This is a genomic window from Aeromicrobium phoceense (assembly GCF_013868155.1).
Taxonomy (GTDB): domain Bacteria; phylum Actinomycetota; class Actinomycetes; order Propionibacteriales; family Nocardioidaceae; genus Aeromicrobium; species Aeromicrobium phoceense.
Genome location: NZ_JACEOG010000002.1, coordinates 252,644 through 272,818 on the forward strand (window position 1 = coordinate 252,644; position 20,175 = coordinate 272,818).

General features: G+C 71.1%; 18 protein-coding genes and 1 pseudogene. 10 read left to right on the top strand and 9 right to left on the bottom strand.

What is annotated here, in order from left to right:
- Positions 1-39: 39 nt before the first annotated feature.
- Positions 40-2,115 (bottom strand): sigma-70 family RNA polymerase sigma factor, encoded by a 2,076-nt coding sequence (locus tag H1W00_RS14520; RefSeq protein ID WP_181756540.1) that lies wholly within the window; start codon positions 2,113-2,115, stop codon positions 40-42.
- Between the two features lie 266 nt (positions 2,116-2,381).
- Between H1W00_RS14520 and H1W00_RS14525 the strand changes: the two genes are divergently transcribed.
- The 4 genes from H1W00_RS14525 (at position 2,382) to rsrA (ending at position 4,779) form a co-directional block, all read left to right on the top strand.
- A complete protein-coding gene (locus H1W00_RS14525) occupies positions 2,382-3,029 on the top strand; it encodes a hypothetical protein (RefSeq protein WP_181756541.1) in 648 nt (215 codons plus the stop codon).
- Between the two features lie 82 nt (positions 3,030-3,111).
- Positions 3,112-3,819, top strand: a complete 708-nt coding sequence (locus tag H1W00_RS14530; protein WP_181756542.1) for an SOS response-associated peptidase — start codon at positions 3,112-3,114, stop codon at positions 3,817-3,819.
- An 85-nt stretch (positions 3,820-3,904) separates the two neighbouring features.
- On the top strand, positions 3,905-4,519 hold the full coding sequence (locus tag H1W00_RS14535) for a sigma-70 family RNA polymerase sigma factor (RefSeq protein WP_181756543.1): 615 nt from the start codon (positions 3,905-3,907) through the stop codon (positions 4,517-4,519).
- Complete coding sequence (gene rsrA / locus H1W00_RS14540) at positions 4,516-4,779, top strand: mycothiol system anti-sigma-R factor (protein WP_181756544.1); 264 nt, start codon at positions 4,516-4,518, stop codon at positions 4,777-4,779. Before H1W00_RS14535 ends, rsrA begins: the two co-directional genes overlap by 4 nt.
- Positions 4,780-4,837: 58 nt before the next feature.
- On the opposite strand, the gene H1W00_RS17195 is transcribed toward rsrA, so the two are convergent.
- The 3 genes from H1W00_RS17195 to H1W00_RS14550 are packed head-to-tail and all read right to left on the bottom strand — an operon-like array spanning position 4,838 to position 7,023.
- A complete protein-coding gene (locus tag H1W00_RS17195) occupies positions 4,838-4,912 on the bottom strand; it encodes a 50S ribosomal protein bL37 (protein ID WP_369797015.1) in 75 nt (24 codons plus the stop codon).
- Positions 4,913-4,951: 39 nt separating this feature from the next.
- On the bottom strand, positions 4,952-5,338 hold the full coding sequence (locus H1W00_RS14545; protein ID WP_241733211.1) for a thioesterase family protein: 387 nt from the start codon (positions 5,336-5,338) through the stop codon (positions 4,952-4,954).
- Positions 5,335-7,023 (bottom strand): acetolactate synthase, encoded by a 1,689-nt coding sequence (locus tag H1W00_RS14550; RefSeq protein WP_181756545.1) that lies wholly within the window; start codon positions 7,021-7,023, stop codon positions 5,335-5,337. Before H1W00_RS14550 ends, H1W00_RS14545 begins: the two co-directional genes overlap by 4 nt.
- A gap of 51 nt (positions 7,024-7,074) precedes the next feature.
- On the opposite strand from H1W00_RS14550, the gene H1W00_RS14555 reads away from it, so the two are divergent.
- The gene (locus H1W00_RS14555) at positions 7,075-8,469 is read left to right on the top strand and encodes a histidine kinase N-terminal domain-containing protein (RefSeq protein ID WP_181756546.1); all 1,395 of its coding nucleotides are present in this window, start codon (positions 7,075-7,077) and stop codon (positions 8,467-8,469) included.
- 6 nt (positions 8,470-8,475) lie between these two features.
- On the opposite strand, the gene H1W00_RS14560 is transcribed toward H1W00_RS14555, so the two are convergent.
- On the bottom strand, positions 8,476-8,727 hold the full coding sequence (locus tag H1W00_RS14560; RefSeq protein WP_078700492.1) for a WhiB family transcriptional regulator: 252 nt from the start codon (positions 8,725-8,727) through the stop codon (positions 8,476-8,478).
- Positions 8,728-8,905: 178 nt separating this feature from the next.
- Here H1W00_RS14560 and H1W00_RS14565 point away from each other — a divergent pair, with 178 nt between their 5' ends.
- The 3 genes and pseudogenes from H1W00_RS14565 to H1W00_RS14575 all read left to right on the top strand — a co-directional run.
- The gene (locus tag H1W00_RS14565; RefSeq protein WP_181756547.1) at positions 8,906-9,301 is read left to right on the top strand and encodes a hypothetical protein; all 396 of its coding nucleotides are present in this window, start codon (positions 8,906-8,908) and stop codon (positions 9,299-9,301) included.
- 116 nt (positions 9,302-9,417) lie between these two features.
- Positions 9,418-10,632 (top strand): NAD(P)-dependent malic enzyme, encoded by a 1,215-nt coding sequence (locus H1W00_RS14570; protein ID WP_276568839.1) that lies wholly within the window; start codon positions 9,418-9,420, stop codon positions 10,630-10,632.
- Positions 10,633-10,713: 81 nt separating this feature from the next.
- Positions 10,714-11,676: pseudogene (locus H1W00_RS14575) on the top strand (zinc-binding dehydrogenase); the annotation flags it as partial.
- A 29-nt stretch (positions 11,677-11,705) separates the two neighbouring features.
- On the opposite strand, the gene H1W00_RS14580 reads toward H1W00_RS14575, so the two are convergent.
- The 4 genes from H1W00_RS14580 to H1W00_RS14595 all read right to left on the bottom strand — a co-directional run bounded on the left by H1W00_RS14580 (position 11,706) and on the right by H1W00_RS14595 (position 17,109).
- Positions 11,706-12,419 carry an AAA family ATPase gene (locus tag H1W00_RS14580; protein WP_181756548.1) on the bottom strand — a complete coding sequence of 238 codons (714 nt, stop codon included), beginning with the start codon at positions 12,417-12,419 and terminating at the stop codon, positions 11,706-11,708.
- Between the two features lie 121 nt (positions 12,420-12,540).
- Complete coding sequence (locus H1W00_RS14585; protein ID WP_181756549.1) at positions 12,541-12,717, bottom strand: DUF6104 family protein; 177 nt, start codon at positions 12,715-12,717, stop codon at positions 12,541-12,543.
- 7 nt (positions 12,718-12,724) lie between these two features.
- Positions 12,725-16,516 (bottom strand): multifunctional oxoglutarate decarboxylase/oxoglutarate dehydrogenase thiamine pyrophosphate-binding subunit/dihydrolipoyllysine-residue succinyltransferase subunit, encoded by a 3,792-nt coding sequence (locus H1W00_RS14590; RefSeq protein ID WP_181756550.1) that lies wholly within the window; start codon positions 16,514-16,516, stop codon positions 12,725-12,727.
- A gap of 146 nt (positions 16,517-16,662) precedes the next feature.
- Positions 16,663-17,109: an OsmC family peroxiredoxin gene (locus H1W00_RS14595; protein WP_181756551.1), complete on the bottom strand. Its 447-nt coding sequence runs from the start codon at positions 17,107-17,109 to the stop codon at positions 16,663-16,665.
- A 126-nt stretch (positions 17,110-17,235) separates the two neighbouring features.
- Between H1W00_RS14595 and H1W00_RS14600 the strand changes: the two genes are divergently transcribed.
- Both H1W00_RS14600 and H1W00_RS14605 read left to right on the top strand, forming a co-directional pair.
- Positions 17,236-17,967, top strand: a complete 732-nt coding sequence (locus H1W00_RS14600; protein ID WP_181756552.1) for an MBL fold metallo-hydrolase — start codon at positions 17,236-17,238, stop codon at positions 17,965-17,967.
- Entirely contained in the window at positions 17,967-20,081 is a 2,115-nt protein-coding gene (locus H1W00_RS14605) for a thiamine pyrophosphate-dependent enzyme (protein ID WP_181756553.1), read from the top strand. Before H1W00_RS14600 ends, H1W00_RS14605 begins: the two co-directional genes overlap by 1 nt.
- The last annotated feature ends 94 nt before the right edge of the window (positions 20,082-20,175 follow it).

Genomic DNA, 20,175 nt, shown 5'->3' on the forward strand with positions numbered 1-20,175 from the left:
TTCATCATGCCGCAGAGCGGCCCTGCTGCCGAGGTCCGCTCAGCCGAAGGTGCCCGAGAGCGACGTGCCGCCGCTGGTGACCGAGTAGTTGCCCTGGGGGAACCACAGCGTGTTGATCCGCAGCGCCGGGAGGGTGCGGTCCGCGGTGACCGGCTGCGCGCAGTTGAGCGTGGGGCTGATCTGGCTGGCCCGGGTGCACGTCCAGCCGGACCACCCCGTGATGAGCTCGACGCCCGGGAAGCCGCCGGTGAACGTGACGCGCATCTGCACCGTCTGACCGGGCCGGACGTCGGGGCCGACCGTGAACGCGAACGTCGCCGAGGTCCAGCTCGTGGTCGCCGTGGCGCGCACCGTGCTGTCAGTCGGCTGCGTGGTGGGTTCCGTGGTCGGTTCCGTGGTGGGCTCGGTGGTGGGTTCCGTGGTGGGCTCGGTGGTCGGCTCTGTGGTCGGTTCCGTCGTGGGCTCGGTGGTGGGTTCCGTGGTCGGCTCGGTCGTGGGTTCCGTGGTCGGCTCGGTCGTGGGTTCCGGCGTCGGGATGGTGGTCGGCTCCGGCGTGGGCTCCGTGGTCGGCTCGGTGGTCGGTTCCGTGGTCGGCTGCTCGCCCGTGGGCTCGGTGGTCGGCTCGCCCGTGGGTTCCGTGGTGGGCTCGGTGGTCGGCTCGGTGGTGGGTTCCGTGGTCGGCTCGGTGGTGGGTTCCGTGGTCGGCTCGGTGGTCGGTTCCGTGGTCGGCTCGGTCGTCGGCTCGGTGGTCGGTTCCGTGGTCGGCTCGGTGGTCGGTTCCGTGGTCGGTTCCGTGGTCGGTTCCGTCGTGGGCTCGGTCGTCGGTTCCGTGGTCGGTTCCGTCGTGGGCTCCGCGGTCGGCTCGGTGGTCGGCACGGGCGGCAGCGGCTGGGGCTCGTCGGGGAACGGCTCGTCGATCACCGGGTCGTCGGCCGGCGGCTCCTCGTCGCCGTCGGCGGGTGCCTCCTCCGGGGGGTCCTGCCACACCATCGGGTCGGGGAGGGCGCCCACGTCGGGCGCCGCTGCATCCGCGGCAGCACCGCCGGGCAGGGCCGCGGCACCGGGGGCAGCGGCGCGGGTGGTGTTCTCCACGGCCGGCGGACGATCCACGGTGATGAGCGCGGTCGCGCCCGCGATCACCACGACGCTGGCCGCGGCGCCGGCGGCGATTCCGGCCGGGCCGATCGTGCCCAGCACGCCCATGAAGCCCGACGTGGACCCTCCGACCGCACCCGCTCCGCCACCTGCTCCGGTACCGCCACCACCGCCGCCGCCGTTGCCGTTCCCGCCGGCACTGGCCGCGGCCAGGCCGCCGGCGGCACCGGTGCCCTGCAGGTATCCCGCGGCCGCGGTGCCGAGGATGGCCGGGGCCAGGATGCCGGCCAGGCCGTGGTTGAAGTCCTGGAGCTCGAGGTACAGACCCATGCACGCGCGGCACTCGTCGAGGTGACGCTGCACCTTGCCGGCGTCGCGCCGCGACAGCCCGCCACGCACGAAGGCGCCCAGGTTGCCGATCGCGAACTGGCACTCGGGCGTCGTCGTCGGGACGAGGTGCTTCTGGAGGTAGGCCTGGCGCAGGCCCTCACGCGCCCGGTACGCCAGGGCCGAGACGCTGTTCGCGCTCATCCCCAGCATCGGCGCGATCTCAGCGGGCTTCTGTCCCTCCACGTCGAGGTGCCACAGCACCATCTGCCAGCGCTCGGGCAGCGAGGCGAACGCCTCCGCGGTGGTGGTGCGCTCGAAGCCGAGCTCGGCGGTGTCGACGAAGTCCACCCGGCCGTCCAGCTCGAACTGGTCGTCGGTGGGGCGCTCGCGCGTGACGGCGCGGATGCGGTCGACGTGCAGCCGCCGGACCGCGGTGAGCAGGTAGGCGCGGAAGGACTCCTGCGGGCCGCCGCCCTTCTGGACCGTGACCAGCACCTTGGTGAAGGCCTCCGCGACGAGGTCGTCGGCGTCGGCACCACGCATCAGCTGGCGCGCCAGGCGCAGCGCCGCGGCCTGGTGCCGGGTGTAGAGGTCGCCGTACGCAGCCGAGTCGCCCTCGCGGACGGCGGTCAGCAGATCGGCGTCGCTTCGGTCGTGGCCCAGGGCAGAGGAGGAGGCGTCGATGGTCACTGCCTGCCCCTTTCCCGAGTGGTCGCGTGGGTGCCTACGCGTGACCACGACTGGCCACCTTGCTCAGTCTAGGTGCCGAGCGCGCTGCTGTCCGTGGTTCCGGTGGCCCTTTGTGACTAGTCACGGGCCCGTTTTTCGCGGCGGCGGCAGCGTGAACTCACCGTTACGCGCGATCGGTGCAGAAAGTCGCGTCATGGGGGCCGCGGTCAGCCGTCCCCTAGATGTCACACGGCGACCACGCCCGGCCCTTGCGAGAGGAGGCACGGATGAACCCCTTCGACGTCAGCTATGTCGACCTCGACTCGGCGGTCCGTGCCGGTCAGGTGGACGCAGTGGACGTTGCACACGAGGTGGGAGCGAGTGCAGCGTCTCTCGGAGTTCCACTCCACGAGGTCCTCGACCGCGTGGAGAGGGCCTTCGACGGCCTCGAACCGTCGTTCGCGATGGTCCGTGGGGTCGCCGTGGCGTGGGCCGAGACGTCCCGGGCGCTGCAGCTCGAGACGTCGTGCGAGGACCCGCTGACCCAGTTGTCGACCCTGGCGCACCTGCGGCACAGCCTGGACGGGCTGTACCGCGGGGCGGTCAGGGACGACTCCACGGTCACGGATCGTCACGGGCTCGTCGTGGTCGAGCTGCCTCGGCAGGCCGGCCAGGTGCTCGAGCAGGCGCTGCACGCGGTCGACGTGAGTGTCGCCCTGCGGACGGTGTTCCCGGGCGACGAGGTCATCGCACAGCTGAGCCCACGACGCTTCTGCGTCCTGGCCGAACGACGTCGGCTGGACCAGCCGCCGCTGAGCCTGGTCCCCGTCCTGCTGCGCCGGACGTTCGAGTCGCCCCCGCCTCGGGTGTGGCTCGAGCTGCTGCCGCCGGTCGCACAGGACGTGACCTGGGTGCTCGACGCACTCACCGGTTGACCGGCGGGGTCCGCCCCCATCTCGGGTGTGGCGGAACCCGCCGGGCGGCCGGAGCGTCGGTCGTCGCGCCTAGGCTGGTCGCATGTGCGGCCGTTACGCGACGTCCCGGACCCCGACCACCCTCGTCGACGACTTCGAGAGCGATCTCGGCGACCTGTTCGTCGACACCGGACCCGACTTCAACCTCGCGCCCACCAAGCTGGCGCCCCTCGTCGTCGCTCGCTCCGGTGACGCGGGCCCGCGCCGCGAGCTCGTCACCGCGAAGTGGGGCCTGGTTCCCTCGTGGGCCAAGGACCCCTCGATCGGCAACCGCCTCATCAACGCCCGCAGCGAGACCGTCGCCGAGAAGCCGTCATTCCGGTCGGCCTTCGCCAAGCGGCGCGCGATCGTCCCGGCCGACGGGTTCTACGAGTGGTACCAGCCCGAGGCGGAGCCCGGCGCGAAGCGACCGCCCAAGCAGCCCTTCTTCATGAGCGCCGAGGGCGGACTCGGCCTCGCGGGGCTCTACGAGTTCTGGAAGGACCCCGAGGGGGAGTGGCTGCTCACCTACACGATCCTCACCACGTCGGCCGAGGGCGAGGACGGGCGCATCCACGACCGCGCGCCGCTGATCGTCGGCGCCGAGGTCGCCGAGCACTGGCTGGCGGCCGAGCCGTGGCCCGAGGCGCTCGAGCACCTGGTGCCGGCCACGCCGGGCGTGCTGGACACGTGGCCGGTGTCCACCGAGGTCAACAACGTGCGCAACAACGGCCCCGAGCTGGTCGAGCCGCTTCCGCTCGAGGGGGAATAGCGGGGCGCCGCGAGCCGTTTGACCAAGCAGGAGGTTTTGAATGCTCGCATGCCCCGTACGTCCTGCCGCAGTAGGCTGGGCGACGATGACTGACGACACCGTCGTGGACCCGTCGACCGAGACCACGGAGGAGCGCCAGGCCCGATTCGAGGCCGACGCCCTTCCCTTCCTCGACCAGTTGTACTCGGCCGCTCTGCGCATGACCCGCAATCCCCAGGATGCCGAAGACCTGGTGCAGGAGACCTATGCCAAGGCGTTCAGCGCCTTCCACCAGTTCAAGCCCGGCACGAACCTGAAGGCCTGGCTGTACCGGATCCTCACCAACACGTACATCAACCACTACCGCAAGAAGCAGCGCCAGCCCCAGCAGGTGACCGACGAGGTCGAGGACTGGCAGATCGCGGCGGCGGCGGCCCACAGCTCCTCGGGGCTGAAGTCCGCCGAGATGGAGGCGCTCGAGCGCCTGCCCGACTCCGACGTGAAGGACGCCCTCCAGCAGCTGCCCGAGGACTTCCGCTACGCGGTGTACCTGGCCGACGTCGAGGGCTTCCCCTACAAGGAAATCGCGGAGATCATGGACACGCCCATCGGCACCGTGATGTCCAGGCTCCACCGCGGACGGCGTCAGCTGCGCGAGCTGCTCACCGACTACGCCCGCGAGCGCGGTATGAAGGTTCCTGCTGGAGGTGACGCGAAGTGAGCTGCGAAGGACCCGATTGCGAGAAGGCGCTGGAGAACCTCTACGTCTTCCTCGACCACGAGATCGACACCGCCAGCTGCGACGAGATCCAGTCCCACCTCGACGACTGCTCCGAGTGCCTGAACGAGTTCCACCTCGAGCAGATCGTGAAGGCCCTCGTCGGCCGGTCGTGCACCGAGGTGGCACCCACCCCGCTGCGCGAGAAGGTCATGTTCCAGATCCGCACGGTCCAGGTGGAGATCCGCACCGAGTCACCCTGACCTGGAGACGACGAAACCCCATCCGCTGGATGGGGTTTCGTGCGTTATCGGCGCGTTCTCACGCGTTGGGGCGCTTACCGTGGTTCGCGCCCTTCTTGCGACGCGCCCGGCGCTTGCGACCGGTCTTGCCCATGGTTCCTCCTCAAAACGCTGACCATCAAGTCTCGCACACTCAGTCGACCGGGGGCACACGGGACAGGAACCGCTCGCGCTCGACCACGATGCGGCGCACCTGGCCACTGGCCACGAGGACCTCGTTGCCGTCGCGTGCGGAGACCTCGAAGATCACCATCCGCCCGTCGCGCTGGGTGAGCGAGGCCGCGGCGGTGATCGTGGCGCCGACCCCGCTGGCGGCCAGGTGCTGGACCTCCACGCGGGTGCCCACGCTGGTCTGGCTGTCCTCCAGGTCGAGGGCGGCGCACGTGGCCTCCTCCAGCCAGGCCAGCAGGACCGGCGTCCCGAGCACCTCGAGGTCGCCGCTGCCCACCGCGCGGGCGGTGTGCTCGGGCCCGACGGTGTGGGTCACGGTGGCGTGACCCGCGTCGCCGGCCACGCTCACACGCCCATCGTATTGCGAGGGTAGAGCGCGTTGACGTCCGTGGCGACGTTCACCAGGTAGGGCACGCCTGAGGCGAACGCGCGGTCCAGGGCGGGGCCGATCTCGCGCGGGTCGGTGACGAACTCGCCACCGCCGCCGAGCGCCTCGACGACCTGGTCGTACCGGGTGTTGGGCGCCAGGTCGGCGGCCACGTCGTAGCCGTAGAGCATCTGCATCGGGGGCTTCTCCAGGCCCCACGCCGAGTTGTTGCCCACGACGATGACGACCGGGAGGTGGTGACGCACCAGCGTGTCGACGTCGATGAGGGACATGCCCGCGGCGCCGTCGCCCATCAGCAGCACGACCTGGCTGGACGGGCGGGCGATGCGGGCGGCCATCGCCGCGCCGAGGCCGGCACCGAGGCAGCCGTACGGTCCGGGGTCGAGCCAGCCGCCGGGTCGCTGGGGCTCGACGAACTTGCCGGCGAACGACACGAAGTCGCCACCGTCGCCGATCACGACCGCGTCGTCGGCCAGCCGCGGCAGCAGCTCACCGTAGATGCGGGCGGGGTGGATCGGATCCGCCTCGGCGGTGAGCAGGGCCGAGTCACGCTCCACGGCGGAGGCGACGACGTCCTGCAGCTCGCCGAGCCACGGCGCCCAGTCGGGACGCGACGTGCCCGACTGCAGTCCCTGGAGCAGGGCGTCGAAGACGAGGCTGAGGTCGCCGGCGACCGAGCCGCCGAGCGAGGCGTGCGTGGACACCTGGCCGGGGGAGTCGGCGACGTGCACCGTGACGGCGGGGTTGCCCCCCTCCTTGCCGCCGAAGCGGCCGAAGCCCAGCCGGAAGTCCAGCGGCGTGCCCACGACCACGACGAGATCGGCGGTGCCCAGGGCGCGCGAGCGAGCCTTCGTCACGAGGTTCGGGTGGCCGCCGGGGACGATGCCGCGGCCCATGCCGTTGGCGATCGCCGGGATGCCGGTCTCCTGCACGAAGCGCAGGGCGGCCTCCTCGGCGTGGTCGGACCACACGTCGCTGCCCAGGATCACGACCGGACGTCGCGCCTGCGCCAGCAGACGCACGATGGTGGCGACGGCGTCGGGATCGGGCTCGAGGCGGTACTTCGAGGGGCCGCTCGACACGTGCTCGACCGGACCGGAGTTGAAGAACTCGTCCATCGGGATGTCGACGAAGGTCGGGCCGCGGTGCGAGGAGCCGGCGAGGGTGAACGCCTCGTCGACGACGGGCGCGATGTCGGCCAGGCTGCGCGCCGTGGTGGCCGACTTCGTGATGGTCTCGAAGATCGGCGGGTGGTCCAGCTCCTGCAGGGTGCCGGTGCCCCACGTCGACGCGGCGGCGCGACCGCCGACGACGACCAGCGGCGAGCCCGAGAAGTACGCCTGCGCGACGGGGCTGACGCCGTTGGTGACGCCCGGGCCGGCGGTCAGGACGGCCAGGCCCGGCGTCCGCGTGAGCTTGCCGATGGCCTCGGCGGCGAAGACGGCCGACGGCTCGTGACGCACGTCGATGATCGGCATCGGCTGGTCGGACTTCACGGCCGCGTCGTACATCGGGAAGATGTGGGCGCCCGAGAGGGTGAACATCGCCTCGGCGCCGTGGGCGCGCGCGACGTCGAGTGCGTGGTGGCCGCCGTGCGGCCCGGTGGGCTCGGGGAACGTGGCGTCCTGCTGCTGGTCTTCGCTCATGTGACGCAGGTTACCCGCGAGTCGCTTCCGGCGGAGCCCTAGGCTCGGAACGTGCCCTCCTTCGAAGACATCGCCGACGCGCAGACGGCCCTGACCACCGCGCAGATCGACCGTCTGCAGCTGCTGGTGACCGACTGGCAGATCGTCGCCGACCTGTCCTTCAGCGACCTCGTGCTGTGGGTGGAGGACGCCGAGGAGAAGGGGATGTGGGCAGCCGCGCAGATCCGTCCGACCACCGGCCCCACCACGCTGCTGGAGGACGTGGTGGGCACCTTCGTCCCGCGCGACCTGTCCGACATCGACGACGAGGTCCTGGCCGACGGGGCGGTGGTGGTCCAGGCGCCCGTGCCGGTCATGTGGGCCGGGCGCAGGATCGCGCTCATCGTCACGCGCCGGCCCGCCACCGACCGCCGCGCCGCGGGTGCCCTCGAGTCGGCGTACCAGCGCACGAGCGAGGAGCTGTTCGAGATGATCCAGCGCGGCGAGTTCCCGCTGCCGGGCGTCCCGTCCGAGCTGGCCGACTCCCTGCGCGTGGGCGACGGCTTCGTGCGCACCGACGCCGACGGACTGGTCTCCTACGCGAGCCCCAACGCGCTCTCGGCCTACCGCCGCCTGGGCTACGCCGGCGACCTGCGCGGGGCCGACCTGATCGACGTGACGACCCGCCTCATCGGTGCCGATGCGGACCGGCCCTTCAGTGCGCTGTTCGGGGCCGGCGAGGCGGAGGCCGAGATCGAGAGCGGTGGCGCGTCGATGCTGCTGCGGATCATGCCGCTGCGCAGCGGGGGAGCGGCGACGGGCTCGCTCATCCTGCTGCGTGACGTCACCGAGCTGCGGCTGCGCGAGCGCGAGCTCGTCTCGAAGGACGCCACGATCCGCGAGATCCACCACCGGGTGAAGAACAACCTGCAGACCGTGGCGGCGCTGCTGCGGCTGCAGAGCCGCCGGATGGAGATCCCCGCCGCGCGCGAGGCCCTGCAGGAGGCCGAGCGGCGGGTGGGATCGATCGCGCTGGTCCACGAGACCCTGAGCCAGTCGTTCGACGAGTCGGTCGAGTTCGACGCGATCGCGGACACGCTGCTGCGCACCGTGCTGGACGTGGGCGGCGGCGTCGTGAAGGCGGAGCGGGTGGGCTCGTTCGGGCTCGTGCCCGCCGAGATCGCGACGCCGCTGGCGATGACGCTCACCGAGCTCGTGCAGAACGCGGCGGAGCACGCGTTCGGGCCGGAGGGAGGTCGGGTCATGCTCGCGGTGAACCGGATCCGCGGACGGATCCGGCTGCGCGTGAGTGACGACGGCCGAGGGCTGCCGGACGACTTCGATCCGACGCTCAGCCTGGGCCTGTCGATCGTGTCGACGCTGGTGCGGGGGGAGCTGAAGGGCGATCTGGACTACGAGTCGATGCCGTCGGGCGGCACGACCGTGACGATCGCGTTCGGGCTATAAGCCCGATCAGGCGGTGCGAATGCGGGCGCGGGCGTTGCGCCGCTTGAGCGCGCGGCGCTCGTCCTCGCTGAGGCCGCCCCACACGCCGTGGTCCTGGCCGGACTCGAGGGCCCACTGCAGGCACTGCTCGCGCACGTCGCACCGACGGCACACCAACTTGGCCTCTTCGACCTGGAGGATCGCCGGGCCGGTGTTGCCGATCGGGAAGAACAGTTCCGGATCTTCGTCCAGACAGGCCGAACGATGACGCCAATCCATACGGATGACTCCTTTGGCTGCTTACAGTGGGGGAAACCGTGCGCCGGGACGCACGCTCGTCCAGTTTCGCAAGGTTCTGCACACTCCACAACAGATGCGGACCGACCGATTCTGAGGGAAACGTCACATACTCGTAACATTGAAAAGGCTTGCGTTCACGCCGCGTTAGCCTGAGACCGTGCCTGTCTCCTCCCGCGCCCCGCTCCTGATCGCCGCCGTCGTGGTGGGTCTCCAAGGCCTGGTCTTCCTCGTCCTGGCAGTGCTCGACCTCAGCGGACTCGTCCCCGGGCGCATCGCCGTCGGGGTCGGGATCGGGATCCTGCTGCTGCTGGTCGGCGCCGGGCTGGTGGCGGCCGCGGTGGGTCTGGCCCGTGGTGCCCACGTCGCCCGGGGGCCGGCCGTGGTCGCCCAGCTCATCGGTCTCGGACTGGCCTGGTCGCTGCGCCATCCCGATCCCAACACGGGCGACAACCGTGCGGTCGCGCTGGCGATCGCCGTTTCGGCCCTGGTCGTCCTCGGATGCCTGGCCACGGGGCCGGCCCGCCGGGCGCTGGCCGACGACTACGAGGCGTGACCCGTGTGCGAGACTTGACGCTGGGGCACACCCCGTCCTCACCCGCGGAACGACACCGCAACCGGCAGCCGGATCGGCGCCGCCCGCACCTGTAGTCCCACGTTGCGCGAGGAACCATGTCCACCCAACTCGACCCCATCGATGCCGACCTGCTCATGACGCTCACCGAACACGATGATCCTGTCTTCTCGCTGCACCGCGGCGGAAAGATGGAGGTCGCCTCGACGGTACCCGTGGCCGACGCCGACGACCTGTCGCTGGCGTACACGCCGGGCGTCGCGAAGGTGTGCGAGGCCATCGCCGCCGATCCTGAGGTCGCGCACGAGTACACGTGGGTGGGCAACACCGTGGCCGTCGTCACCGACGGCACGGCCGTCCTGGGCCTGGGCGACATCGGTCCCGCCGCCGCGATGCCGGTGATGGAGGGCAAGGCGATCCTGTTCAAGCAGTTCGGTGGCGTCGACGCCATCCCGATCGCGCTGGACACCACCGACACCGACGAGATCGTCGAGACGATCGTGCGGCTCGCCCCCACGTTCGGCGGCATCAACCTGGAGGACATCTCCAGCCCCCGTTGCTTCGAGATCGAGCGCCGCCTCATCGAGCGCCTCGACATCCCGGTCTTCCACGACGACCAGCACGGCACCGCCGTGGTGGTGCTCGCCGGCCTCTACAACGCGCTGCGCCTGACCGACCGCGAGCCCGACGAAATCAAGGTGGTCATCTCCGGCGCCGGCGCCGCGGGCGTGGCCATCACGAAGATCCTCCGCTCGGCGGGGGTCCGCAAGATCAGCGTCGTCGACCGCACCGGCGTGATCACGCCCGCGCGCGACGACCTCAACGAGGTCAAGCGGTTCCTGGCCGAGGAGACCGCCGACTGGGCCCGTCCCGGATCGGTCGCGGACGCCCTCGACGGGGCCGACGTCTTCGTCGGCGTCTCGGGCGGCACCGTGCCCGAGGAGGCCGTCGCGAAGATGGCCCCCGACGCGATCATCTTCGCCCTGGCCAACCCGAACCCCGAGGTCCACCCCGACGTCGCGAACCGCCACGCGCGGATCGTGGCCACCGGACGCTCCGACTTCCCAAACCAGCTCAACAACGTGCTGGTGTTCCCGGGCATCTTCCGTGGCGCGCTCGACGTGCGCGCCACGACGATCTCCGAGTCGATGAAGCTGGCTGCGGCCCGCGCCATCGCCGACCTCGTGGACGACGACGAGCTGTCCGAGACCCACATCATCCCGTCGCCGTTCGACCCTCGGGTGTCGCAGGCGGTCGCCCGCGCGGTCACCGACACGGCCCGGCGCGACGGCCTGGCGCGTCGCCCCTACTGATCGGCCCACCCTCGCCGGCGGGCGGAGCGCGATCCGGTTAGGGTCGCTCCGTAGTTGTCGCCCGACCCCAGGAGATCGCTCGTGTTCGCCGTCTACGCCGCCTCGATGGACAAGAAGCACCCGCTGGACGGCCTGGTGGTGGGTGAGCGGCCCGATCCCGAGGTGCCGGCCGGCTGGACCACGGTGACCGTGAAGGCCGCCTCGATCAACCACCACGACGTGTGGAGCCTGCGCGGCGTCGGCCTGCGCGAGGAGGCGCTGCCGATGATCCTGGGCTGCGACGCCGCCGGCTACGACGAGGACGGCAACGAGGTCATCGTGCACGCGGTGATCAGCGACCCGGACTGGGTGGGCGACGAGACGCTCGACCCGCGGCGCTCGCTGCTCTCGGAGCGCCACCAGGGCACGTTCGCCGAGAAGGTCGCCGTGCCGCGCCGCAACGTGGTGCCCAAGCCCGCCGGGCTGTCCATGGCCGAGGCCGCGTGCCTGCCCACGGCATGGCTGACCGCCTACCGGATGCTGTTCACCCAGGCCGACCTGGGCCCCGGCGACGCCGTGCTGGTGCAGGGTGCCGGTGGAGGCGTCGCCACCGCCGCGATCACGCTGGCGCGCGCGGCCGGCTTCCGGGTCTACGCCACCAGCCGCGACGAGGACAAGCGCCGGCGCGCGCTCGAGATCGGCGCGCACGAGGTCTTCGAGTCCGGAGCCCGGCTGCCGGTCAAGATGGACGCCGTCATGGAGACCGTGGGAGCGGCCACGTGGTCGCACTCGGTCCGCTCGATGCGCCCAGGCGGCACGCTGGTGATCTCCGGTGCCACCTCGGGCGACGCCCCGTCGCACGCCGAGCTCACCCGGATCTTCTTCCAGCAGATGCGCGTCCACGGCTCCACGATGGGCACGCGGGAGGAGCTGCGCCGGCTGGCCGAGTTCATGGCCGTCACGGGCACGAAGCCCCTGATCGACGCCGAGATCCCCATGGAGGACGCCGCGCAGGGCCTCCAGCGCGTCATCGACGGCGACGTGTTCGGCAAGATCGTCCTCACTCGCTGCGCCGCGGCCGCTGCTCGGGGACATCAGTCGAGCAGGTGCCGCAGGTACCGGTCGGGCCGGTCGAGGAACGCGCGCCAGTGGTGCACGACCTCGAGATCCTCCCAGGCGGTCTCCCGCCAGCCCCACGCGCCGACCTCGAGGATGCGCGCCCCCGGCAGCGACGCCAGGACGGGGGAGTGGGTCGCGCACAGGACCTGGCCCCGGTCGCGGGTGATCCGGTCGAGCGTCGCCATGAGGGCGAGCGTGTTGGAGAACGACAGGGCGGCCTCCGGCTCGTCGAGGCAGTAGAAGCCGGCCCCGTCGAAGCGGTGCTCGAGCAACGCCACGAAGGACTCGCCGTGGCTCATCGCGTGGAAGTCGGGCTCGTGAGGATTGCCGCCCGGATGGTCCGCGAGGTAGGAGTACCAGCCGTGCATCGTCTCGGCGCGCAGGAAGAACCCCCATCTGCCGCTGCCCACCCCGCGCTGGATCGTGAGGCTCCTCCACAGCGACGACTCGGTCTCGCGCGTCTGGTGGTGGCCGAAGGCCGAGCCACCCTCGGGCGACAGTCCGTAGGCGACGGCGATCGCCTCGACCAGGGTGGACTTGCCGGAGCCGTTCTCCCCGACCAGGAACGTGACCCCCGGGCCCAGGTCGAGGCCGTCACGCGCCAGCTGGCGCACCGCGGGGATCGAGGCGGACCAGTCGTCCGGCTCCACGCCCGTGACGCGCACGACGGGCGGCTGATCGAAGTCCACGCCAGCACCGTAGTGGCCGCTACCGACACCGGGTGCGGCAGGACGGTCCGCGGGGTGAGCGCAGAAGTGCCCGCCACTCGGTGAGTGGCGGGCACTTCAGGGCCGGACGGCGTGCTCGGTGTCAGTCCTCGTCGTCGTCGAGGCGGGCCAGCCAGGTGGCGAGCCGCTCGACGGGCACCTCGAACTCGGGGTTGAGGTCGACGAAGATCGAGAACTGCTCGGCCAGCCACGCGAAGGAGACCTGCTCCTCCCCGCGGCGGGCCGTCAGCTCCTCGATGCCTCGATCGGTGAAGTACATCGTCGGATCAGGCGAAGGCCCGGTTCATCAGGTCCTTGAACTCGGTGACGTGCACCGAGTGCGAGCCCACGGACGGAGCCGAGGACTCCGGACGGGTGACCGGGTTCATCGGCAGGCCGAGCGCGTCGCGCAGGTACAGCGCGACGTGCGGCCACGGCCCCTGGTTCTCCGGCTCGTCCTGGACCCAGCGGATCTCGCGAGCGTTCGGGTACTTCGCGATCTCCTCCTTGAGCTCGGCCAGCGGACGCGGGTAGAGCTGCTCGAGACGCACGATCGCGGTGCGGGGGTTGTCGCCCTCGCGGCTCTTGCGATCGGTCATCAGGTCCCACGTGACCTTGCCCGAGCACAGGATGACCCGCTCGACGCGGCTGGGATCCACCGTGTCGTCACCGATGACCGGACGGAACGTGCCGGAGGTGAAGTCCTCCGGCTGGCTCGCGGCCAGCTTGTTGCGCAGCATCGACTTCGGCGTGAAGACGATGAGCGGACGGTGCTGCGACTGCAGGTTCTGCCGGCGCAGGAGGTGGAAGTACGACGCGGGCGTCGACGGCTGGGCGATCGTCATCTCGTCGTTGGCCGCGAGCGTCAGGAAGCGCTCGATGCGTCCTGAGGAGTGGTCGGGGCCTTGGCCCTCGTAGCCGTGCGGCAGCAGCAGCACGACGCCGGACTTCTGGCCCCACTTGGTCTCACCCGAGCTGATGTACTCGTCGATGACCGACTGGGCGCCGTTGACGAAGTCGCCGAACTGGGCCTCCCACATCGTCAGCGCCTCGGGACGCGCCACCGAGTAGCCGTACTCGAAGCCGAGCGCGGCGTACTCGCTCAGCAGCGAGTCGTAGATGTAGAAGGACGCCTGGTCCTCGCCCACGTGCTGCAGCGGGGTCCACTCGGCTCCGTCCTTGCGGTCGATGATCGTGGCGAAGCGCGTCGTGAACGTGCCACGGCGCGAGTCCTGGCCGACGAGGCGCACGGGACGCCCGTCGAGCAGCAGCGAGCCCATCGCGATGATCTCGCCGGTGCCCCAGTCGATCGGGCCGGCCGTGATCGAGGCCGCGCGGCGCTGCAGCTGGGGCAGCACCTTCGGGTGCACCGTGAAGCCCTCGGGCACGTTCGTGTAGGCGTCGGAGACGGCCTTGAGCGTGTCGGGGGTGATCGCGGTGACGAGCTCTTCGTCGTACGGCTTCTCGGGGTAGTCGGGCGTGCGCGAGTAGCCGGAGTCGTGCTGGGCCTGCTTGACCTTCGCCAGGTTCTGCTCGAGCAGCTTCTGGTAGCCCTTCAGCGCCTCCTCGGCCTCCTCGAGCGTGATGTCGCCACGGCCGACGAGAGCCTCGGTGTACAGCTTGCGCACCGACTTCTTCTTCTCGATCGTGTCGTACATCAGCGGCTGCGTGAAGCTCGGGTCGTCGCCCTCGTTGTGGCCGCGACGGCGGTAGCAGACCAGGTCGATGACGACGTCCTTGTGGAACGTGCGGCGGTACTCGTAGGCCAGCTGCGCGGCACGGATGCAGGCCTCCGGGTCGTCGCCGTTCACGTGGAAGATCGGCGCCTGGACCATCCGCGCGACATCGGTGCAGTAGGTCGAGGACCGCGACGCCGACGGGCTCGTGGTGAAGCCGACCTGGTTGTTCACGATCACGTGGACCGTGCCGCCGGTGCGGTAACCCCGCAGCTGCGACAGGTTCAGCGTCTCGGCGACGACGCCCTGGCCCGCGAACGCCGCGTCACCGTGGACGAGGACCGGCAGGACCGGGAACTCCTCGCCACGGTTCAGCACGTCCTGCTTGGCGCGGGCGATGCCCTCCAGGACCGGGTCGACGACCTCCAGGTGCGACGGGTTCGCCGCGACCGAGACCTTGATCGTGTCGCCACGGACCGAGGTGAACTCGCCGTCGACGCCCAGGTGGTACTTGACGTCGCCCGAGCCCTGGACGGTGCGCGGGTCGATGTTGCCCTCGAACTCGCGGAACACGTTGGCCGGGTCCTTGCCGGCGATGTTCACGAGCACGTTGAGGCGACCACGGTGCGCCATGCCGATGCAGACCTCCTCGAGGCCGTCGGCAGCAGCGCCCTCACAGATCTCGTCGAGCAGCGGGACCATCGTCTCGCCGCCCTCGAGGCTGAAGCGCTTCTGGCCGACGAACTTCGTCTGCAGGAAGGTCTCGAAGGCCTCGGCCTGGTTGAGCTTCTGCAGGATCCGCAGCTGCTCCTCGCGGGGCTCCTTGACGTGCGGGCGCTCCAGGCGCTCCTGGAACCAGGCGCGCTCCTCGGGCCCCTGGATGTGCATGTACTCCACGGCCATCGTGCGCACGTAGGAGTCGCGCAGGATGCCCAAGATCTCGCGCAGCTTCATGAAGCGCTTGCCCGAGGCCTTGCCGAACGAGCCGACGGGGAACTCGCGGTCGAGGTCCCACAGGGTGAGGCCGTGCGACGCGATGTCGAGGTCGGGGTGGGTGCGCTGGCGGTACTCCAGCGGGTTCGTGTCGGCCATCAGGTGGCCGCGAACGCGGAAGGAGTGGATGAGCTCCAGCACGCGGGCCTGGCGGTCGACGTCGTCGTCGTGGTTGACCGAGATGTCCTGGGCCCAGCGGATGGGCTCGTAGGGGATCCGCAGCGACGTGAAGATGTCGTCGTAGAAGCCCTCGGCGCCCAGCAGCAGCTGGTGCACGCGACGCAGGAACTCGCCCGACTGCGCGCCCTGGATGACGCGGTGGTCGTACGTCGACGTGAGGGTCATCATCTTCGACACGGCCATCTGTGACAGCGTGTCGGCCGAGGCGCCCTGGAACTCCGGCGGGTAGTCCATCGAGCCGACGCCCACGATGAGGCCCTGGCCGGCCATGAGGCGCGGCACCGAGTGGTTCGTGCCGATGCCACCGGGGTTCGTCAGGCTCAGGGTCGTGCCCTGGAAGTCGCTGACCTCGAGCTTGTTGTCGCGGGCCTTGCGCACGATGGTCTCGTAGCCGCGCCAGAACTGCGCGAAGTCCATCGTCTCGGCGGCCTTGATGTTCGGCACCATCAGCTGGCGCGAGCCGTCGGACTTCTGGACGTCGACCGCGAGCCCGAAGTTGATGTGCTCGGGGTTCAGCTGGACCGGCTTGCCCTTCTCGTTGTACTCGAAGCCGGTGTTCATCTCGGGCATCGACTTCACGGCCTGGACGACGGCGTAGCCGATCAGGTGCGTGAACGAGACCTTGCCGCCGCGAGCGCGGGCGAGGTGGTTGTTGATGACGACGCGCTGGTCGAACAGCAGCTTCACCGGCACGGAGCGCACGCTGGTGGCGGTGGGGACCGCGAGGCTGGCGTCCATGTTCGTGGCGGTGCGCGCGGCGGCGCCACGCAGGATGACCTTCTCGACCTCGCCGGGGCCGGCGGGCTGCTCGGCCGGCTTGTCCTTCGCAGGTGCCTTGGCCGCGGCGGGCTGCTTCTTCTCGGCCGGCTTCGGGGTGGGCGGCGCCTGGGCCGGAGCCGGCGGGTTCTTCTCCTCGGCCGCGCGGGCGGACGGTGTCTTCTCGGGCGTCGCCGGCTTCTCGGCCTGCTGCTTGGAGGGCTCGAGCGCCGGCTCGTCGGTCCGGGTCTCGGACGACTCGGACTTCGGCGGGGAGGCCTTGCTCTCGGTCACGCCGTTGGATCCGCCGTTGGAGCCGTACCCTCCCTTGCGGAAGAAGTCGGCCCATTCATCGCCGACCGAGGACGGATCGGCGGTGAATTGGTCGTACATCTCTTCGACCAGCCACTCGTTGCTGCCGAAGTCGGGATGGGGAGCGTCGGTCGCCGACGCGGTGGGGGAGGACTCGGCCACGGCCTGAATCGCCTCTTCCGGGGAAAATCGCTCGCGTGATCGCGCACGGATGGTGGACTCATCACAGGGTAACGCGCGCGCCTACGGCGACGCAGGCAGGTCGCGCAACCCGTCGATGAACGGACGCCATTCGACGTCCGGCGGACTCAGACGGTCTCGAGTGTGGCGTCGAGGGTGATGTCGTCGACGCCGTCGAGCGCCTTGCTGACGGGGCACGTCTCCTTGGCCTCGTCGGCCACCTGCTGGAACTCGGTGGCGTCGATCCCCTCCGCCTCGGCCCTGACGGTGAGGGTGATCTGGGTGATCCGGAAGCCGCCGTCGGGGTCCGGGCCGAGCGTCACGTCGGCCGAGGTCTCCACCGCGTTCACGGTGGCGCCGGCGCGTCCGAGCAGCGCCGTCAGCTGCATCGTGAAGCAGGCGCTGTGCGCTGCGGCGATGAGCTCCTCGGGGTTGGTGGCGCCGCCGCCGTCATCGGACGAGCGCTTCGGGAACGACATCTCGAACGTGCCCAGGCCCGAGGACGTGAGCTCGACCTGGCCGGATCCGTCCTCGAAGCCGCCGTCCCAGGCGGTGCGTGCAGTACGAGTGGGCATGAGGGGCCTCCTGTGGCTGGGGTGATGGTGCTCAGGTGGGTGTTCCTTCTCGACGCTAACCACGTTTGGACAGGTCTGCACGGCGCGTCCGTGGACAGCGCCCGGACGGGCTCCTAGGTTCGAGCCGTGGAGGTCACCGAGGTCGCGGACGGCATCTGGTTCGCGCACACCGAGTTCGTCAACTGGATCGTGCTGGTCGAGGACGGGCGCGCGGCGCTCGTGGACTGCGGCTACCCCGGGCAGGCCGCGCTGGTGGAGGAGTCCGTGCGCCGCGCCGGCGCCACGATGGACCAGGTCGAGGCCCTCGTCGTGACCCACAACCACGTCGACCACACCGGGTCGATGCCGGCGCTGGCCGCCCGCGGCGTGCGGGTGCTCGCGGGGGCTGAGGAGCTGCCGATGCTCCGGGGCGAGCGCGTCGAGAGCGCCACCACGGCCGACGTCCTCGTGCGCGCCTGGCGGCCCCGGGTGCTGCGCTGGGCCCTGGGCATCGCCCGCCTCGGCGCGTCGGGGCATCCGCGGGTCGACGACGCCGAGGCGGTGACGCCCGGGACGCCGCTCGACATCGCCCGCTCACCCGTTCCGCTGCACCTGCCGGGCCACACCTCGGGGCACCTGGCGCTGTACTTCCCCGAGCAGCGTGCCGTGGCCACGGGGGACGCGCTCGTGACCGGGCACTCGCTCAGCCCGGTCGAGGGCCCGCAGGCGATCGACGCGTTCTTCCACCACGACACGGCCCGGCTGCGCGCGACGCTGCCGGACCTCGCCCTGCTCGACGCCGACCTCGTGCTGCCGGGTCATGGGCCCGTCGCCCACGTGCCGATCGCCCGGGCCGTCGGTGAGGCGCTGAGTCACTGATGGAGACGATCGACGAGTACGTCGTCCGCGTGCTGCCGGAGCTGCGTGCGGATCCCGGCGGGGAGCGGGACGCGGACGTGGACGCCCTGCGTCGGCTGTTCGCCGCCCAGGTCCAGAGCCGGCACCTCGACTTCGCGGCGCGCTGGCTGCAGGCGCAGGGCCAGGGGCACTACACGATCGGCTCCGCCGGGCACGAGAGCAACGCCGCCCTCGGCCTGCTGTCGGAGGTCACCGACCCGGCGCTGCTGCACTACCGCTCGGGCGGACTGTACGCGGCGCGGTCGGCCAAGGCCGGACGCGACGACGGGGTGCGGGCGGTCCTGCAGAGCCTCACCAGCGCCCGCAGCGACCCGATGTCGGGCGGGCGGCACAAGGTCTTCGGCCATCCGGCGCTCAGCATCATCCCGCAGACCTCCACCATCAGCTCGCACCTGCCGCGCGCCGTCGGGCTGGGGCTGGGGCTCGGCTTCGCCCGGAGGCTGGGCCGACACACCGCGTGGCCCGAGGACGCCGTCGTGCTGTGCAGCTTCGGCGACGCCTCGGTCAACCACTCGACCGCCGTCGGTGCGCTCAACGCCGCGGCCTACCTCACGCACCGGGGGCTGGAGTGCCCCGTGCTGTTCGTGTGCGAGGACAACCGGATCGGCATCAGCACCGCGTCGCCCGTGGGCTGGCCGGGCGCCATGCTGGAGCGGCTCCCCGGGATCGGCTACCGGACCGCGGACGGGGACGACCCGGTCGGCCTGCTGGCGCAGACGCGGGACGCGCTCGACGAGGTGCGCTCCAGCCGTCGGCCCGGGGTGCTGCACCTGAGCACCGTCCGGTTCCTCGGTCACGCCGGCTCCGACACCGAGATCGCCTACCGCACACGGCGCCGGATCGAGGCCGACCACGTCCACGACCCGCTCGTCGCGACCGCCCGGGCGCTCGTCGACGCCGGCGCGATGACCGGGGCCGAGGCACTCGACGCCTACGAGGAGATGCGCCGGACCGTCATGGAGGGGGCCGAGGCGATCATCGGCGAGGCGCGCCTGGAGTCGCGTGCCGCCGTCACGGCGCCGCTCGCGCTGCCGTCGGTCGCTTCGGTGGCCGGGGAGCCGGCCGACGGACCGCGGCGCACCCTGGCGCAGGCGATCAACGCCACGCTCGTGGAGCTGCTGGAGGAGCACGGCGAGACCTTGGTCTTCGGTGAGGACGTGGCGGTCAAGGGCGGCGTCTACGGCGTGACCCGCGGCCTGCGCAAGCGCTTCGGCGGTCAGCGCGTCTTCGACACGCTGCTGGACGAGCAGACGATCCTCGGCACGGCCCTGGGCACGGCGTTGGCCGGGTTCGTGCCGATTCCCGAGATCCAGTACCTGGCGTACCTGCACAACGCGGAGGACCAGCTGCGTGGCGAGGCCGCCTCGCTCGCCTTCTTCTCCGCCGGCCAGTACCGCAACGGCATGGTGGTCCGCGTCGCCGGACTGGCCTACCAGCGAGGCTTCGGCGGCCACTTCCACAACGACAACTCGGTGGCCGTGCTGCGTGACATCCCCGGACTGGTGCTTGCGGTCCCGAGCCATCCCGCCAACGCTCCGGGACTGCTGCGGGCCTGCCACGAGCTCGCCCGGCAGGGACAGGTGTGCGTGTACCTCGAGCCGATCGCGCGCTACCACTCCCGCGACCTGCACGAGGAGGGCGACGGCCTGTGGACCGCGGCCGCCTCGGAGGGTGCGGTCATCGCCCCGGGGGAGCTCGGGGTGCACGGCGACGGCCGCGACGTCGTGCTCGTCACGTTCGGCAATGGCACGTTCATGAGCCTGCGGGCGGCGGAGGTCCTGCGGGCCCAGGGCATCGAGGCGACCGTCGTCGACCTGCGCTGGCTGGCGCCGCTGCCCGAGGAGCGGATCGTCGACGCGTGCCGCGACTTCGACGCGGTGCTCGTGGTCGACGAGACCCGTCGCTCCGGCGGCGTGGGGGAGGGAGTCGTGAGCGCCCTCGTCGCCGGACGACACCCGGGCCGCATCGCGCGCGTCGCCAGCGCCGACAGCTTCATCCCGCTGGGCCCGGCCTCCGACCAGGTGCTCCTGGGCGAGGACGAGATCGTCCGCGCCGCGCTCGCCCTGCTGGCCTGAGCCCGCGGCCCCACCTGCCGCGAGTGGCGCAGTGCCACCGCCGCTTGGTCAACACGGGTTGACGAATGAGTCGCCTGTCAACTAGGGTTGACCA

Bases quoted from the DNA above. Each gene is read 5' to 3' on its own strand.
- H1W00_RS14570 (WP_276568839.1), top strand. From the start codon at position 9,418: ATGTCCACCCAACTCGACCCCATCGATGCCGACCTGCTCATGACGCTC.
- H1W00_RS14525 (WP_181756541.1), top strand. From the start codon at position 2,382: ATGAACCCCTTCGACGTCAGCTATGTCGACCTCGACTCGGCGGTCCGT.
- H1W00_RS14535 (WP_181756543.1), top strand. From the start codon at position 3,905: ATGACTGACGACACCGTCGTGGACCCGTCGACCGAGACCACGGAGGAG.
- H1W00_RS14550 (WP_181756545.1), bottom strand. From the start codon at position 7,023: ATGAGCGAAGACCAGCAGCAGGACGCCACGTTCCCCGAGCCCACCGGG.
- H1W00_RS14585 (WP_181756549.1), bottom strand. From the start codon at position 12,717: ATGTACTTCACCGATCGAGGCATCGAGGAGCTGACGGCCCGCCGCGGG.
- H1W00_RS14560 (WP_078700492.1), bottom strand. From the start codon at position 8,727: ATGGATTGGCGTCATCGTTCGGCCTGTCTGGACGAAGATCCGGAACTG.
- H1W00_RS14605 (WP_181756553.1), top strand. From the start codon at position 17,967: ATGGAGACGATCGACGAGTACGTCGTCCGCGTGCTGCCGGAGCTGCGT.
- H1W00_RS14595 (WP_181756551.1), bottom strand. From the start codon at position 17,109: ATGCCCACTCGTACTGCACGCACCGCCTGGGACGGCGGCTTCGAGGAC.
- H1W00_RS14530 (WP_181756542.1), top strand. From the start codon at position 3,112: ATGTGCGGCCGTTACGCGACGTCCCGGACCCCGACCACCCTCGTCGAC.